At 65.8% G+C, this 15,542-nt stretch carries 15 protein-coding genes; 9 read left to right on the forward strand and 6 right to left on the reverse strand.

What is annotated here, in order from left to right; genetic code table 11:
• Positions 1-38: 38 nt before the first annotated feature.
• Both recX and recA read right to left on the reverse strand, forming a co-directional pair.
• Positions 39-578 (reverse strand): recombination regulator RecX, encoded by a 540-nt coding sequence (gene recX / locus FVQ98_RS12520; protein WP_147913778.1) that lies wholly within the window; start codon positions 576-578, stop codon positions 39-41.
• A gap of 79 nt (positions 579-657) precedes the next feature.
• A complete protein-coding gene (gene recA / locus FVQ98_RS12525) occupies positions 658-1,737 on the reverse strand; it encodes a recombinase RecA (protein WP_147913779.1) in 1,080 nt (359 codons plus the stop codon).
• 166 nt (positions 1,738-1,903) lie between these two features.
• On the opposite strand from recA, the gene FVQ98_RS12530 reads away from it, so the two are divergent.
• The 7 genes from FVQ98_RS12530 (at position 1,904) to FVQ98_RS12560 (ending at position 8,535) form a co-directional block, all read left to right on the forward strand.
• On the forward strand, positions 1,904-2,398 hold the full coding sequence (locus FVQ98_RS12530; protein WP_147913780.1) for a MarR family winged helix-turn-helix transcriptional regulator: 495 nt from the start codon (positions 1,904-1,906) through the stop codon (positions 2,396-2,398).
• Between the two features lie 113 nt (positions 2,399-2,511).
• On the forward strand, positions 2,512-3,078 hold the full coding sequence (locus FVQ98_RS12535; RefSeq protein WP_370512956.1) for a M23 family metallopeptidase: 567 nt from the start codon (positions 2,512-2,514) through the stop codon (positions 3,076-3,078).
• Positions 3,079-3,244: 166 nt separating this feature from the next.
• On the forward strand, positions 3,245-3,919 hold the full coding sequence (locus FVQ98_RS12540; protein WP_147913782.1) for a response regulator: 675 nt from the start codon (positions 3,245-3,247) through the stop codon (positions 3,917-3,919).
• A gap of 68 nt (positions 3,920-3,987) precedes the next feature.
• Positions 3,988-5,439: a sensor histidine kinase gene (locus tag FVQ98_RS12545; protein ID WP_147913783.1), complete on the forward strand. Its 1,452-nt coding sequence runs from the start codon at positions 3,988-3,990 to the stop codon at positions 5,437-5,439.
• A gap of 318 nt (positions 5,440-5,757) precedes the next feature.
• The gene (locus FVQ98_RS12550; RefSeq protein WP_147913784.1) at positions 5,758-6,456 is read left to right on the forward strand and encodes a hypothetical protein; all 699 of its coding nucleotides are present in this window, start codon (positions 5,758-5,760) and stop codon (positions 6,454-6,456) included.
• Positions 6,457-7,028: 572 nt separating this feature from the next.
• Positions 7,029-7,727: a hypothetical protein gene (locus tag FVQ98_RS12555; RefSeq protein WP_147913785.1), complete on the forward strand. Its 699-nt coding sequence runs from the start codon at positions 7,029-7,031 to the stop codon at positions 7,725-7,727.
• 94 nt (positions 7,728-7,821) lie between these two features.
• Entirely contained in the window at positions 7,822-8,535 is a 714-nt protein-coding gene (locus FVQ98_RS12560; protein ID WP_147913786.1) for a hypothetical protein, read from the forward strand.
• A 90-nt stretch (positions 8,536-8,625) separates the two neighbouring features.
• Here FVQ98_RS12560 and FVQ98_RS12565 read toward each other — a convergent pair whose 3' ends face one another.
• The 4 genes from FVQ98_RS12565 to FVQ98_RS12580 all read right to left on the reverse strand — a co-directional run bounded on the left by FVQ98_RS12565 (position 8,626) and on the right by FVQ98_RS12580 (position 11,740).
• Positions 8,626-9,285, reverse strand: coding sequence for a glutathione S-transferase family protein (locus tag FVQ98_RS12565; protein ID WP_147913787.1), 660 nt, complete (start codon positions 9,283-9,285; stop codon positions 8,626-8,628).
• Positions 9,286-9,528: 243 nt separating this feature from the next.
• Positions 9,529-10,290, reverse strand: a complete 762-nt coding sequence (locus tag FVQ98_RS12570; RefSeq protein WP_147913788.1) for an SPOR domain-containing protein — start codon at positions 10,288-10,290, stop codon at positions 9,529-9,531.
• The gene (locus FVQ98_RS12575) at positions 10,287-11,105 is read right to left on the reverse strand and encodes a biotin--[acetyl-CoA-carboxylase] ligase (RefSeq protein WP_147913789.1); all 819 of its coding nucleotides are present in this window, start codon (positions 11,103-11,105) and stop codon (positions 10,287-10,289) included. The genes FVQ98_RS12570 and FVQ98_RS12575 overlap by 4 nt, the downstream gene beginning before the upstream one ends.
• Positions 11,105-11,740, reverse strand: a complete 636-nt coding sequence (locus FVQ98_RS12580; protein ID WP_147913790.1) for an SET domain-containing protein — start codon at positions 11,738-11,740, stop codon at positions 11,105-11,107. The genes FVQ98_RS12575 and FVQ98_RS12580 overlap by 1 nt, the downstream gene beginning before the upstream one ends.
• A gap of 107 nt (positions 11,741-11,847) precedes the next feature.
• On the opposite strand from FVQ98_RS12580, the gene FVQ98_RS12585 reads away from it, so the two are divergent.
• Complete coding sequence (locus FVQ98_RS12585) at positions 11,848-14,823, forward strand: DNA topoisomerase III (protein ID WP_147913791.1); 2,976 nt, start codon at positions 11,848-11,850, stop codon at positions 14,821-14,823.
• 38 nt (positions 14,824-14,861) lie between these two features.
• On the forward strand, positions 14,862-15,461 hold the full coding sequence (locus tag FVQ98_RS12590) for a hypothetical protein (RefSeq protein ID WP_147913792.1): 600 nt from the start codon (positions 14,862-14,864) through the stop codon (positions 15,459-15,461).
• The last annotated feature ends 81 nt before the right edge of the window (positions 15,462-15,542 follow it).

The following is a 15,542-nucleotide window of genomic DNA, read 5'->3' on the forward strand; positions in this document are numbered from 1 at the left end:
GCTCCCGCGCCATTGCTTCCGCACAACACGCAACCGGGCTATTCCAGGTCGGCGGCGAACGGATCGCTGCGCTCGTCTGCGCCCCGAGTTGCCGTGCGCATCACGCGTGCCACGCTGGCGCCGGAAAACCCCCGTCCCGCCAGAAAGCGCATCTGGCGTGCGCGCTCGGCCAGGTCGGCGGGCGGGCGCCCGAACTTGCGCGCCCAGACGGCGTAGGCGCGCTCGTCCTCGGTCGCGCGCAGTTGCTCGGCCGCGCCTTGAACAATGTCGTCGGGCAAGCCCTTGGCGCGCAGCTCCTGCAGGACCCGTGCGTTGCCCAGCCGGCCGGCGCGCCGGTGGACCACCGATTCGGCCACGCGCGCTTCGCTGATGAAACCCTTGGCCGTCAGCTCGTCCAGCACCCGCGCCACCGCCTGCGCGTCTTCACCCGCTTCTGCGGCGTAGCGCGCCAGCTTGGTCTGCAGCTCGGCCCGCGAATGCTCGCGCGCCGACAGGTAGCGCAGCGCGCGGCCTTTGAGGGACAGCGATCGCGCCGCGCCGGGGCGCTTGGCGGCGTCGCTCGCCGGGCTGCTCGCCATCGTATTCGCCCCCGATTTCATAGCTCCTCGCGCAACCCCAGTCAGCGTCAGAAGGCATTTTGACCTTCAATGACCCGACTCATTCGGCCAGATCGTCTGCCGTCGCTGCCGCAGCCGCTGCCACCTCGGCCGCCGGCCGCAGGCTGATGCCCAGCGACTCGCGGACCTTGTTCTCGATCTCGACCGCCAGGTCGCGGTTCTCGCGCAGGAATTCGCGGGCGTTGTCGCGACCTTGGCCGATCTTTTCGCCGTTGTAGGCGTACCAGGCACCGGATTTGTCGAGGATGCGGGCGTTGACGCCCATATCGATGATCTCGCCTTCGCGGCTGATGCCTTCACCGAACAGGATGTCGAATTCGGCCGTCTTGAAGGGCGGGCTGACCTTGTTCTTAACGACCTTGACCTTGGTTTCGTTGCCGATGGCCTCATCGCCTTTCTTGATGGTGCCGGTGCGGCGGATGTCCAGGCGCACGGAGGCGTAGAACTTCAGCGCGTTGCCGCCCGTGGTGGTTTCGGGGCTGCCGAACATCACGCCGATCTTCATGCGGATCTGGTTGATGAAGATGACGGTGCAGTTGGTCTTCTTGATGGTCGCCGTCAGCTTGCGCAGCGCCTGGCTCATCAGGCGGGCCTGCAGGCCGGGCAGGCTGTCACCCATTTCGCCTTCGATTTCGGCCTTGGGCGTCAGCGCGGCGACCGAGTCGACCACCACCAAATCCACCGCACCCGAGCGCACCAGCGAATCGACGATTTCCAGCGCCTGTTCGCCCGTGTCCGGCTGGCTGATCAGCATGTCGGACAGGTTCACGCCCAGCTTCTGCGCGTATCCGGTGTCCAACGCGTGTTCCGCGTCGATGAAGGCGCAGGTGCCGCCCAGCTTCTGCATCTCGGCGATGACCTGCAGCGTGAGCGTGGTCTTGCCCGAGCTTTCCGGGCCGTAGATCTCGATCACGCGACCACGCGGCAGGCCGCCCACGCCCAGGGCGATGTCCAGGCCCAGCGAGCCGGTAGACACCACCTGGATGTCCTGAATCGCCTCACCTTCGCCCAGGCGCATGATCGTGCCTTTGCCGAACTGCTTTTCGATCTGGGCCAGCGCGGCCTGCAGGGCCTTGGCTTTTTCGCTGGTCTCCGCGGTGGTCTTGACAGGTGCGTCCATGGGAAGGTTCCTTTTGCTGGTGGCCATTGCTCTCTTTGGTTTCAAGTGACTGGGATGATTCACAGTCTGTACGTCTGAACAGTAGTCTAGGCGGGAATAGCTTCGTTGGACAGCAATATTTGGTCAGTTTGGCTGACAATCTGGCGCCCGTCTTTATCCACGCTCCATGACCGACCGCCTCGCCCCTATCACGCCGCCGCACGACGCCTGGCGTCAGACGCATCTGGGCCGCCTGCTCGGGCAGGCCATGCGCCAGTTCGACGAGCGCGTGCTGCAACTGATGGCGCGCGACGTCGAGGTGCCGCTGGCCCTGTCCAACCTGGCGGCGCGCGACCAGGTCAGCGCGGCGCACATCCACATCACGCGGCACTTGCCTCTGCAGGGCGACCGCCTGACCACGCTGGCGCAGACCGCGGGCATGACCAAGCAATCGATGGCCAGCCTGGTCGACCAGTGCGAGGCCTGGGGCCTGGTCACGCGCGAGCCCGACCCGCTGGACGCCCGCGCGCGGCTGGTGTGCTTCACCGAAGCGGGTTTGCTGTGGTTGCGTGCGTTTGAAAAGGCGGTGGCGCAGGCCGAGCAGGAATTCCGTGAACGCGTCGGTGACGACGTGGCCACCGTGGTGACGCTCGGGCTGGAGGCCTACGCTGGCGGCGCGTGAATGGGGGCGCAGCGAGCACCGGAAGCGTCGGCGCGCGGGAACCTCCATCCATCGGGCGCCACCCAACGGGCATGGTCAGCCACCGAAATCATCGCCAGAACCGAGTTTCATCCGTGCGGGTACTGCGCGGCGTGCTCTACTTTTTGATCTTGCTGCTGCTCGCCTACTGGAGCGGCGCGTGGCTGTGGGAACAGCCGCTGATGGAGCGCCCGGGCACCCTGTGGCAGCTGAGCCGCATGCCGGCACCCACCGCCTTGCCGGTGCCGGTGCAAGGTGTGGCAGCGCGCGCCATCGCCGACACATGGGGCGGCGCGCGCGCGGGCGGGCGACGTCATGAGGGCGTGGACATCTTCGCAGCGCGGAGCACTCCGGTCGTCAGCAGCACCCGTGGCCTGGTGGTGCGTGTGCGCGAAAGCGGCATCGGCGGACGCCAGGTCTGGGTGCTGGGGCCGGGCCGCGAGCGCCACTACTACGCGCACCTGGACGACTGGGCCCCGGGCTTGACCGCCGGCGACGTCGTGCACCCCGGCACGCCGCTGGGCACGGTGGGCGACACGGGCAATGCGCGAGGCACGCCGCCGCACCTGCACTACGGCATCTATGGCGACGACGGCGCCACCAACCCGTGGCCTCGCCTGCGGGCGGGCGCGAGAACGGCCCCTCGGGCGGGTCAGCTCTGAGCCCGCGCGTGCCCGCCGCCCCGGCTGAGGGCGCCATACGTCCGTGGCGCCCTTGAACGCTTCCTAAGCGATACCGCACCGCATCGCTCCGAGCCTGCCCTGGGCACCCTAGAATGGATTGTCAAGGCGCGTCCGTGCGAACAGCGCCAGCCTTCAGGAGACAACCATGCGCATTTTGATTGCCGAAGACGACCAGGTGCTGGCCGATGGCCTGATGCGCAGCCTGCGCAACGCGGGGGCCGCGGTCGACCACGTGGCCAGCGGCACCGAGGCCGACGCGGCCCTGCTCACCAACACCGAGTTCGACCTGCTGATCCTCGATCTCGGTCTGCCCAAGCTCCACGGGCTGGAGGTGCTCAAGCGCCTGCGTGCGCGCGGGCAGACGCTGCCGGTGCTGATCCTCACCGCGGCCGACAGCGTGGACGAACGCGTGAAGGGCCTGGACTACGGCGCCGACGACTACATGGCCAAGCCGTTCGCGCTGAACGAGTTGGAGGCGCGCGTGCGCGCCCTCACGCGGCGCGGCATGGGCGCGGCCACGTCGACCATCAAGCACGGCCCGCTCGAATACGACCAGACCGGCCGCGTGGCCAGCATCGACGGCAAGATGATCGACCTGTCGGCGCGCGAGCTCGGTCTGCTCGAAGTGCTGCTGCAGCGCAGCGGCCGCCTGGTCAGCAAGGAGCAGCTGGTCGACCGCCTGTGTGAATGGGGCGAAGAGGTCAGCAACAACGCGATCGAGGTGTACATCCACCGCCTGCGCAAGAAGATCGAGAAGGGCCCGATCCGCATCGCCACCGTGCGCGGCCTGGGCTACTGCCTCGAGAAGATCAACCCCTGATTTTTTTAAACAAAACAGGGCTGTCGCGCTACAACCATCTGCGCGACTAGCTACGTTGTTTGTAGCACGTGAAAATCTTCCAGCGCTCGCAGCGGTCCTTGTTCGGGGAAATCCTGGACTGGATGCTCACACCGCTGCTGCTGCTGTGGCCGATCAGCCTGGCGCTGACCTGGCTGGTGGCGCAGAACCTGGCCAACAAGCCGTTTGACCGCGCGCTGGTCTACAACGTGCAGGCGCTGGCGCAGTTCATCCAGGTCGGCCCGAAGGCGCGCGTGCGCTTCGTGCTGCCGCAGCCGGCCAGCGAACTGCTGCGCGCCGACGATTCGGACGACGTGTATTACCAGGTGCGCGACGCCGCCGGCCAGTACCTGTCGGGCGAGCGCGACCTGCCCGCGCCGCCCCCGCCCGACCTCGGCGACAGCGCCGACGCCGCGCGCGCGCTGGACGAGCCCCAGCTGCGCGACACCGAATTCCACGGCTTGCCGGTGCGCGTGGCCTACCTGTGGGTGCCGGTGGACGAGGGGCGCCAGCACGCGCTGGTGCAGGTGGCCGAAACGCGCGAAAAGCGCAGCGTGCTGGCCACCGAGATCATCAAGGGCGTGATGCTGCCGCAGTTCGCCATCCTGCCGCTGGCGGTGCTGCTGGTGTGGTTGGCGCTGGTGCGCGGCATCAAGCCGCTGTCGCAGCTGGAGCAGCGCATCCGCGCGCGCCGCCCCGACGACCTGAGCCGGCTGGACGACAGCGCCGTTCCACAGGAGGTCAGCCCGCTGGTCGACTCGGTCAACGACCTGCTGACGCGGCTGAAGGAATCCGTTGCCACGCAAAAGCGCTTTCTGGCCGACGCCGCACACCAGCTGAAAACGCCGCTGGCGGGTCTGCGCATGCAGTCCGAACTGGCGCTGCGCGAGGGCGCCAGCGAGGGCGAGCTCAAGCAGTCGCTGCTGCAGATCGGCCACGCCAGCGTGCGCGCCACGCACACCGTCAACCAGCTGCTGGCGCTGGCCCGCGCCGAAGCCGGCAACGCCGCGCTGGCCCAGCAGCCGGTCGACCTGGCCGCGCTGGTGATCGAGGTCGTGCGCGAAGCCGTGCCCGCCGCGCTGGAACGCCGCGTCGACCTCGGCTACGACGGGCCCGAGCCCGGCGCGCCGCACCTGCTGCGCACCGGCAACCCGGTGCTGCTCAAGGAAATGGTGCGCAACCTGGTCGACAACGCGCTGCACTACGCGCCCGGCGGCAGCGAAGGCGCGACCGCCGAGGTGACCGTGCGCCTGCGCGTGGCGCCGCCCGGGGGCGGCCTGTCGATCGAAGTGGAAGACAACGGCCCCGGCGTGGCCGAGTCCGACCGCGAACTGGTGTTCCAGCCTTTCTACCGCGCGCTGGGCACCAACGTCGACGGCACCGGCCTGGGCCTGCCGATCGTGCGCGAGATCGCCGAGCAGCACGGCGCCACCGTCACCGTGCTCGACACCCGCCCTGGCCAGGCCCGGCCGGGAGCGCACTTCGTGGTGCGCTTCCAGTAAGGCGTACCCGCTGTCGTCGCTTCTTTTTCGATAGCTGGCAGCGCAGCATGCATAAGGTTTTGAAGCCGCCTTCCCTTCGAACCTTGACGCCTGGCGCACCCTGAAGTATCGGCTTGTGTGGGTCGCGACGGTTGGCCGACAAGGGCCTCCGAGACACCGCAGCCATAGCCCAGCGGGTGCTGGCATTAATTCACACAAATCAAGTAAAAAAATACTCCTTACGGCTTATTTGTCCTGAACGCACATTTTTGCCCGTCTCGATGAACTTCACCTCAGGGCTAAGGTGAAAGTTCTATCCACCAGAGAGAGGGGAATCCCATGAAACTTCGTCAATTTGCACCAGTCTTGGCAGCCTTGGCCTTGTGCAGCGCCAGTTTGGCCAGCCACGCCGCCCAACAATGTTTGACCGACGGCCCCGGCACTTATGGGGCTGTCACGGTCACCGGCTGTGAGACCAATGCAGCCAACGGCATCACCAATCCCCTCCGTGGCACACAATTAACACCTACGTTTGCGTACGATGGCATTGGACTGCAAGCCGGCGCGACCAATCCGACGAGCTGCAACCTGAGCTTCAACCCGCCGATTGCCACGAGCAGCCTCCAGCTTTCGCTGGACGCCCACCAGACGCAGGACATTCTGACCATTTCAGCCAACGGCAACGTCTACACGCCCGTTGCGGCCGACCTCAGCCCTTTGTCTGGCGCGGTATCGCCCAATGCGCTGGTAATCAGCGGCAACACGATCATCGGCGATGGGTCTTCCCAAGATACTCCAAGCTCGTACGGCAGCGCTGGCGTTGTACAACTGACCAACAACCCGCCAGCCACGATCACCTCGCTGTCGCTCCAGGAATCGGTGGGGGACCACGGCACACTGATCGGTGTGTGCTTTGACGATGGCGCCGCCGCAACCACCGCTGTGCCCACACAGTCACCTGCAGGCTTGGCCGGGATGGCGCTGATGGCCAGTTTGCTGGCGGGCTGGCGCTTGCGCCGCCGCCGCAACCAGCGCTGAGCCACGGCAGCCCCCGCCGAGGCGCCCACCGACTCAGGGGGCTGGCGTCGGGCGCCGCATGTTGAGTCCGCCAGTGCGTAGCGCGCCCGATGCCCCTTCATCGTCGCCCGGACTGCAACCGCGCGCAAAGCGGTCGGCCTGATCCCGGACGCGCGACTCTCCAGCGCCGGACGCTGTCGTTTGTCCTGCTCTCAGACCACGGCGCAGCATCGCGGAACGGGCGGCACCACCCTCATCGCGGTCAGCGCTGACCGGTGCCTGGCCGAAGCCCGCAAGCGCGCCTTCGCACAGCGCCGCCGTGGGGCGCAGCGGACGTCCATCACTATTTTTTCAATAGCTGCTTGCGCCCGGTGAGTAAGGCTTCTGGGCATTTTTTACGCCGATGCGCCGTGAGAACCTCGGCATCACGCAAGCGTTGGCAGGACGGGCCCACTCCATGATCTATCGCTCCGCCTCCGCCATCGATCTGCGCTCCAAATACCGCTCACCGGGCCGTATGTCACATCAATTATGGACAACATCAAGAACACTTAAGTACTAAATTGCATACCTTGTTGACTTGGGAGTGTGTGATGAGACTTCGTCGTACCGTTCCTTCGTTGGCGGCCTTCGCGCTCTGCGTGGGCAGCCTGTCCAGCCATGCCGCCCAGCAGTGCCTGACAAACGGGCCAGGCACTTACGGTACCGTGACGGTCACGGGCTGCGACTCGGACCCCCCGCATGGCCTCATCAACCCGCTCCCCGGCGCAAGCGTGGGCTTGACCTTCGACGGCATCGCCATCGTCAGCGTCGGCGGCACGGCAACGCCAGTGACGTGCGCCTTGACATTCAGCCACCCGATCCTGACCAGTAGCGTGCGCATCTCGGTCGACGCCCATCAGCAGCGGGACGTGCTTTCGATATTGCTGAACGGGGCGGCTTACACCCCAGTCGCAGCGGATCTGGCGGCATTGCCCGGCAGCCCCGCGCCGTATCAACTGGCCATCAACGGCAACACCATCGTTGGCATTGGGTCGTCCACTTCGGTGCCCCCGACCGGAGACAGTGCGGGCATTGTCAGCCTGACCAACAACGCCCCCGCCACGCTCACGTCGCTGACCCTGAACGAAACCCCGGGAGATGCCGGCTCGCTGCTTGGCGTCTGCTTTGACGACGCGCTTCCCCCGCCCGCCGCCGTGCCGACCCAATCCACCGGTACCCTGGCCGCCATGGGACTGATGGCCGCCCTGCTGGCCGCCTGGGGCTTGCGACGCCGCGCCAGCCACCGCTGAACTTTGCCGACCCGCCAGATCGCACATCCACTCAGGGCGAACTTAACAGTTTATTTCTACTAAATTTCGTGACACCTTCATCATAACGAGTGTCATGAAATTTCACCGTCGCACCCTGCCCGCGCTGGCGACCATCGCCTTGGGCATCACCAGCCTGGCCAGCCACGCTGCCCCTCAATGCCTGACCCGGGGCCCCGGCACGTACGGCGCCGTGACGGTGAGTGGCTGCGAGCCCGTGGCCGGCGCCATCACCAACCCTTTCGATCACACGAATTCGCGACTCACCTACGACGGCATATTGTTTATAGGCATCATCCCAGTGAGCCCAGTGGCCTGTACGCTCACGTTCAGCCACCCGATCGCCACCAGCAGCGTAGCGCTCTCGCTGGATGCGCATCAGCGATCCGACGTGTTGACCCTCTCCCTGAACGGCAGCGTCTACACGCCATTGGCGGCGGATATCAGCCCGCTGCCCGGCGCAGCATCGCCCAACCCGTTGGTGATCAGCGGCAACACCCTCATCGGCATCGGGTCGCTCCAAGATACCCCCCGTTCCCTTGGCAGCGCGGGCATCGTGCGCTTCACCAACCAGGCACCGGCGGCGCTGACGTCACTGACGTTTGAGGAAATGCCCGGCGACGGCGGAACGCTGATCGGCGTGTGTTTTGACGACGCCCTGGCGCCGCCCGCAGCGGTGCCGACCCAGTCCGCGGGCGCGATGGCGGGCATGGCGCTGATGGCCGGCCTGCTGGGGGCCTGGCAGATTCGGCGTCGCCGCCGTCGCGGATCGGCCAAGCCAACCGCTTGAATTCAGAAATCTGCTATTTTTAAGGTAGCTGCCAGAGCAGTTACAGACTACGCTAGCAGCCTATTTAACCTGAAAGTCCAATCCAGCCCATCACGCCGGTTTGTACAGGTTCAACTGCAGCTTCTCGCGCTCCATCGTCTTGGCGATGGCGGGCACTTGGGCGGTGCGCTGCACGTGCGCCCACAGCTCGGGGTAGTCCTCGGGATTGATGCCGGCAATGGTGCCCCAACGCAGCAACGTCAGCGCGTACGCATCCAGCGGGCCGCAGTGCACGCCGCCCAGCCAGTCGTGGCCGGCTGCGCGGGCACGCACGACCATGGCCTGCAGCTCGGCCATCAGCTTGCGGTAGCTGTCCACGCCAAAGCGCTTCATCTCGGCCTGCGCGCCTTCGTTGTCGCTGAACTTCTGCGGCATGAAGATGTGCGTGAACGTGGGGTGCACCGTGTTGTTCATCCACGCCAGCGCCTCCATGAAGCGCGCGCGCGCCAAGGGCTCCTTGGGGATGAAGCCAGCTTCAGGGAACTTGGCGTCGATGTAGTTGATGATCGCGACGATCTGCGTGATCACCTCGTCGCCGTCGACCAGCACCGGCACCTGGCTGCGCGGGTTCAGCGCCTTGTACTCGTCACCGTACTGCTCGCCCTTGTGCAGCTTGATGGAGGCGGGCTCGAAGGTGGCACCAGCCAGCTCCAGCATGCTGTGCGGCACGAACGAACAGGCGCCGGGGGCGTAGTAGAGCTTGAGGGTCATGGCGGTGTCTCCTGAAGGTTGGACGGTGGAAGCCGGCAAGCATACCGCCGACTGAGGGCAGGGTACCGTCGCCGGGGACCAGGCGGCCTGCAAAGGACCACGGCCAAAGCACGGCCTTGCATCATCACGGCGGCCCGCGGTGCCGAGACAGCTGAGCAAGTGCCTCACAGCTATAAAATAAATAGCTGCTTGCGCAGGTGGCTGTAGGGCCGAGGGGCGAAAAGACCCAAAACCTCAGGCCCGTCACTCACATTCGCGCAACTCACGCCCTGCCAGCGCGCCCCGCAGCCCGCGTGCCTGCTGGCGCAGCGCGTCGTCGGCGTGCGGCAGGCGCAGGCGGTAGGCGGGGACGTCGCGCCGCTCCTGCACCACGCGTGCGGTGCGCACACCCTTGCGGCCCAGATCGGTCAGGGCGCGTTCGGCCGCCTCTTCGGTCGCAAAGCGGCCCAGCGACAGGCCGGGCTCCAGCGCGGCGCCGGGGCGGTCGGTGTCAACGCCCAGTTCGCGTAGCTCGGCGCGCTTGGTGGCCACGGCGCTGGCGTCGGCCAGTTTGCCGACGTAGACCATCCAGCGGCCGGGCAGTTGCACTTCGTCGATGCGCCAGCTGCCGTCGGGCAGACCGGCCAGCGCCTTGCGCAACGCGGGCATCTGCTTTTCGTCGAACACGCCGGCCTGGAGGCAGGTGCCGCCGGCCGCTGGCGTGGGCGCCGCGTCGGCAGGGGGTGCTGGGACGGGCGCGGGCTCGGCCGGCGCCTGGGCCACTTCGATCGCCGGCTCTGGCTCGGCGCGCGACGGGCGCTCGGGCTTGCTCTCCGCCGCCGCCTTGGATGACGCGCTGTCGGGCAGCGGCTGAATCTCCAGCGCCTCGGGGCGCACCTGGCGCTCCAGCCGTTCGGGTTCGGTTGGCACGGCGGGGCCAAGGCCAACGCCGCGCAGCCAGCCCTGCGACCAGGCGAACCAGGCCAGGTTGGCCGCCAGCAACAGCACCACCAGCCGCCCGATCATGGCACCGCCCCTTCGGCAACGACCGGGCGCACGCTGACTTCGGAGCTGGTGACCTCGCGCGTGCCCATTTCGGTGTGCACCAGCAGCGCGCCCAGGTCGGACACACCGACGGCGCGCCCGCGCAGGCCGTCCGACAGCGCCACCTCACGCCCGGCCAGCGCGTCGCGCCCGGCGTAACGGTCGCGCAGCGGGGCAAAGCCTTCGCGCTCGAACTGTTGGACCGTCTGCAGCAGCCCCGGCGCCACGCGCGCCAGCAGCCCGGGCGCGTCCAACCCCGGCAGGAATTCGCGCACCCAGGCGGGCCGGGTGGACAGGCCCTCGGCGTCCGGCGCGTCGAGGTTGATGCCGATGCCGATGACCACCTGGCGCGTGTCGTCCGCCAGCGCGGGGCTGGCGGCGGTCTCGATCAGGATGCCCGACAGTTTGCGCCCGTCCCACCACAAATCGTTGGGCCACTTGATGGTCAGCTGGGGGTGCAGCGCCTCGGCCAGCGCCAGCCCCACGGCCAGCGACAGGCCCGACCAGTCGCGCGGCGCCAGCGGCAGGCCGAGCGAGAACGCCAGCGCCGCGTGGCCGTGCGCCGACGCGCTCTTCCAAGGGCGGCCCATGCGGCCGCGGCCGGCGGTCTGCGCTTCGGCCACCAGCAGGGTCGGCGTGACGTCGCTGGCGCGCGCGCGTCGCATCAGCTCGGTGTTGGTGGAATCGACCTCTGCCATCACCTGGACGCGCAGGCCGGGCCACGTGGGCTGCAGGGCGTCCTGCAGCGGCGCCGCGCCCCAGCGCTGCTGCAGGTCGAGCGCAGGCGTCTGCCCCATCAGTCGCCGGTCCTTTCGGCCTTGCGGGCCTTCTTTTTCTTCTTGTCCGCCTTGCGCTCCGCCTTTTCGCGGGCCTTGTCGTCGGCCTCGCGTCGGGCGGCTTTCTTTTCAGCCTTCTTTTTCTTCTTTTTCTTGACCTTGTCGCGCGCCTCGGCCGTGTCCAGGTCGGACGACAGCAGCGTGCCGCGGCAGTTGACGCTGCCGCACCAGCAGGGGTAGTCGGCCTTCAGCTCGGGCGTGAGCGGCTCGTCGATCACCAGGCCGTAGTCGTAATTCAGCTCTTCGCCGGCCTTGATCGGACGCACCGACTTGATGAACACGCGCCCGCCGTCTTCGTCCGCCTCGCAGTTGGCGTCGCAGCTGTGGTTGATCCAGCGCGAGCTGTTGCCGTCGTACAGCGCGTCGATGACGTGCTCGTCGTCCAGGTGGAAGTAGAAGGTGTGGTTGGGCTGCGCCGGGTCGTGCGGGTGGCGGCGCTGCGCCTCTTCCCAGCTGATGATCTCGCCCACGTATTCGATGATGCGTTCGCCCGCCGGGATGTCCACGGTGGCGAACACGCCCTTGCCGTGCACGCCCGATCGGCGCGTCTGGATGCGGCGGCTGCCGCCCTCGGTGTCAGGGGTTTTGGTGACCACGTCCAGAATTTGCTATGTTGAATCTATGGGCGCGCGCACGTGTGTGGGCGCGCATGAGCGGGTGCGCGTGGGCGCACGCGCGCGTAAGAGCAACGGATTCTAACGAGATGAAAACCCTGGTCATTGCCGAAAAGCCGTCGGTCGCACAAGACATCGTGCGCGCCCTGACGCCCGTGGCGGGCAAGTTCGACAAACACGACGATCACTTTGAAAGCGAGCGCTACGTAGTCACCAGCGCCGTGGGCCACCTGGTGGAGATCCAGGCGCCCGAGCAGTACGACGTGAAACGCGGCAAGTGGAGCTTTGCCCACCTGCCCGTGATTCCGCCGCACTTCGACCTGAAGCCGGTGGACAAAACCAAGACGCGGCTGAACGCCGTGGTCAAGCTGGCGCGCCGCAAGGACGTGACCGCGCTGATCAACGCCTGCGACGCGGGGCGCGAGGGCGAGCTGATCTTCCGCCTGATCGAGCAGTACGCGTTTGAAGGCAAGCACGCGGCCAAGCCGGTGCAGCGCCTGTGGCTGCAAAGCATGACGCCGCAGGCGATCCGCGACGGCTTTGACCACCTGCGCAGCGACCAGCAGATGCAAGGCCTGGCCGACGCGGCGCGCAGCCGCAGCGAGGCCGACTGGCTGGTCGGCATCAACGGCACGCGCGCGATGACGGCCTTCAACTCGCGCGACGGCGGCTTCTTCCTGACCACCGTCGGCCGCGTGCAGACGCCCACGCTGGCCGTGGTCGTAGAGCGCGAAGAGCAGATCCGCAAGCACATCGCGCGCGACTACTGGGAAGTGCACGCCAGCTTCCTGGCCGAGGCGGGCGAATACGCCGGCAAGTGGTTCAACCCCGGCTGGAAGAAGGACCCGGAAGACGCCGACAAGCGCGCCGATCGCGTCTGGACGCAGGCCGAGGCGCAAGCCATTGCCGACGCCGTGCGCGGCAAGGCCTGCAGCGTCACCGAAGAAAGCAAGCCCAGCACGCAGGCCAGCCCGCTGCTGTTCGATTTGACCAGCCTTCAGCGCGAGGCCAACGGCAAGTTCGGCTTTTCCGCCAAGACCACGCTGGCGCTGGCGCAAAGCCTGTACGAGCGCCACAAGGCGCTGACCTACCCGCGGACCGACTCGCGCTTCTTGCCCGAGGACTACTTGAAGGTCGCGCGCCAGACCTTTGAAATGCTGGCCACCGGCCACCAGAACCACCTGGCGCCTTACGCCAAGCAGGCGCTGGACCAGAACTACGTCAAGCCCACCAAGCGCATCTTCGACAACAGCAAGGTGTCGGACCACTTTGCCATCATCCCCACGCTGCAAGAGCCCGGGCAGCTATCAGAAGCGGAGCGCAAGCTGTACGACCTGGTGGTGCGCCGCTTCATGGCGGTGTTCTTCCCCAGCGCCGAGTACCAGGTGACCACCCGCATCACCACCGCCAGCCACGAAGGGCAGGCCTATAACTTCCAGAGCAACGGCAAGGTGCTGGTCAAGCCCGGCTGGCTGGCCATCTATGGCAAGGAAGCCGACAGCGAGATGGAGAAGAAAGAGGGCGAAAGCAGCAAGACGATGGTGCCCGTGAAAGCCGGCGAGCTGGTGCGCAACGAAAGCGTGGAGATGCGCGCGCTGCAGACCCGCCCGCCTGCGCGCTACTCCGAAGCCACGCTGCTGGGCGCCATGGAAGGCGCCGGCAAGTTCATCGAAGACGACGAGCTGCGCGAAGCCATGCAGGAAAAAGGCCTGGGCACGCCGGCCACGCGCGCGGCCATCATCGAAGGGCTGATCACCGAAAAGTACATCCTGCGCGAAGGACGCGAGATGATCCCCACGGCCAAGGCCTTCCAGCTGATGACGCTGCTGCGCGGCCTGCAGGTGGACGAGCTGACGCGCCCGGCCCTCACCGGCGACTGGGAATACAAGCTGGCGCAAATGGAAAAAGGCCAGTTGTCGCGCAGCGCCTTCATGCAGGACATCGCGGCGATGACCGAGCACATCGTCAAGAAGGCCAAGGAATACGACCGCGACACCGTGCCCGGCGACTACGCCACGCTGGCCACACCCTGCCCGCACTGCGGCGGCATCGTCAAGGAAAACTACCGCCGCTATGCCTGCACGGGCAAGAGCGGCAGCGGCGACGACGCCTGCGGCTTTTCCTTCACCAAATCGCCCGCCGGCCGCACCTTTGAGATTGCCGAGGCCGAAGCCCTGGTGCGCGACAAGCACATCGGCCCGCTGGAAGGCTTTCGCAGCAAGGCGGGCTGGCCCTTCGTGGCCGAGATCGCCCTGGCCTGGAGCGAGGAAGACCAGAACTGGAAGCTGGAATTCGACTTTGGCGACGACGCCAAGGCCGAACAGACCGGCGAGATCGTCGACTTGTCCGCCGTGCCCAGCGTCGGCCCCTGCCCCAAGTGCGGCAGCCCGGTCAAAGCCTTCGGCAAGAGCTACGTCTGCGAAAAGTCGGTCCCGACCGAAGCGCAGCCCGTGCCGAGCTGCGACTTCAAGAGCGGCCAGGTCATCCTGCAGCAGCCGGTCGACGCCGAGCAAATGGGCAAGCTGCTGAACGAGGGCAAGACCGACCTGCTCGACAAGTTCGTCAGCATGCGCACGCGCCGCGCCTTCAAGGCGCGCCTGACCTGGAGCGCGGAAGAGAACAAGGTCATCTTCGAGTTCGAGCCGCGCGAAGGCGCGCGCAAATACCCGCCGCGCAAGACCGCGGCAACCGGCGCCTCTGCTACCAAAAAAGTAGCTGCTCGCGCAGGTGGCACTAGCGCTGGAGCATCAAAAGACACCAAAGCCCCGGCCGCCAAGAAGGCCCCAGCCAAGAAGACCGCCGCGGCCGCCAAAACCGCCAAACCCAAGGCCCCGCGCGCCGGCACCCTGAAGCCCAGCCCCGCCCTCGCCGCCGTCATCGGCGATGGCCCCTTCGGCCGCGGCGAGGTGATGAAGCTGCTGTGGGACTACATCAAGGCGCACAACCTGCAAGACCCCAAGGACAAACGCACCATCCTGGCCGACGACAAGCTCAAACCCATCTTCGGCGCGGACAGCGTGGGGATGTTCAAGCTGGCGGGGATTGTGGGAGGGCAGTTGTCATAAGTGCATTTTCTTCAAGCCGAGAAATAATCAAACAAAATATGACAGTTAACCTCGTAGAAAAATTAGAGCAACAGCTGAAGTTCTTGCAAGCTTCATGTGCTGCATTTGATGCGGGGCATGAAAGCGAAGCATTGAGAATTGCAGTTGCGTTACGCGTCTTGTTCCATGACACAGCGAATAGCACATCCCTGCTCAGTCATCTTGGAATAAAAAATTCAATCAACATTATTTCAACCATAGGCCTCAAGCAGAAGCCTCAGGTTAGTCCAAACGAAGTCTTCTATATGCCGCTCAAACTATCAATGGAAGGCGTTACTCCGCCACTTGATCTCAGAAGAGCAACAAACTTGTCTATTGAGAATTGGTGGAATGAAGTTATTCTGATTCAGAATGAAGTCTTTTCAAGAAAAGACGTCACACTGACTGCCGCCAATAAAGATGGAGGAGCTCATGTTGATTCTCATTTGGACAAAAAAGCTACCGAACTAAAATTAGGATTAGGTACGTTTTCCGTGAGTCAAGACGGCTTGGAAACGACTAAAAACTTAACTGATGCCCACTTCCCTTTGTTACGGCAGATCGCATTCGAGGTTTTAAACAGCAAAGAAATCACGGGCTATTCAGCTCACCATCCGTAGAAACCTAGGGATGGTGTTCAAAACCCCGGTCAAGCCCGAATGGCGTGAGCGGTGTGCGGCAGGAACAATGGCGTCATGACT

Origin of the sequence: Ottowia flava (assembly GCF_008017535.1) — a bacterium.
Taxonomy (GTDB): Bacteria; Pseudomonadota; Gammaproteobacteria; order Burkholderiales; family Burkholderiaceae_C; genus Ottowia; species Ottowia flava.

Excerpts from the sequence above, each read along its gene's own strand:
- recX (WP_147913778.1), bottom strand. The coding sequence starts at position 578 with ATGGCGAGCAGCCCGGCGAGCGACGCCGCCAAGCGCCCCGGCGCGGCG.
- recA (WP_147913779.1), bottom strand. The coding sequence starts at position 1,737 with ATGGACGCACCTGTCAAGACCACCGCGGAGACCAGCGAAAAAGCCAAG.
- FVQ98_RS12530 (WP_147913780.1), top strand. The coding sequence starts at position 1,904 with ATGACCGACCGCCTCGCCCCTATCACGCCGCCGCACGACGCCTGGCGT.
- FVQ98_RS12540 (WP_147913782.1), top strand. The coding sequence starts at position 3,245 with ATGCGCATTTTGATTGCCGAAGACGACCAGGTGCTGGCCGATGGCCTG.
- FVQ98_RS12550 (WP_147913784.1), top strand. The coding sequence starts at position 5,758 with ATGAAACTTCGTCAATTTGCACCAGTCTTGGCAGCCTTGGCCTTGTGC.
- FVQ98_RS12555 (WP_147913785.1), top strand. The coding sequence starts at position 7,029 with ATGAGACTTCGTCGTACCGTTCCTTCGTTGGCGGCCTTCGCGCTCTGC.
- FVQ98_RS12560 (WP_147913786.1), top strand. The coding sequence starts at position 7,822 with ATGAAATTTCACCGTCGCACCCTGCCCGCGCTGGCGACCATCGCCTTG.
- FVQ98_RS12565 (WP_147913787.1), bottom strand. The coding sequence starts at position 9,285 with ATGACCCTCAAGCTCTACTACGCCCCCGGCGCCTGTTCGTTCGTGCCG.
- FVQ98_RS12570 (WP_147913788.1), bottom strand. The coding sequence starts at position 10,290 with ATGATCGGGCGGCTGGTGGTGCTGTTGCTGGCGGCCAACCTGGCCTGG.
- FVQ98_RS12575 (WP_147913789.1), bottom strand. The coding sequence starts at position 11,105 with ATGGGGCAGACGCCTGCGCTCGACCTGCAGCAGCGCTGGGGCGCGGCG.
- FVQ98_RS12585 (WP_147913791.1), top strand. The coding sequence starts at position 11,848 with ATGAAAACCCTGGTCATTGCCGAAAAGCCGTCGGTCGCACAAGACATC.
- FVQ98_RS12590 (WP_147913792.1), top strand. The coding sequence starts at position 14,862 with ATGACAGTTAACCTCGTAGAAAAATTAGAGCAACAGCTGAAGTTCTTG.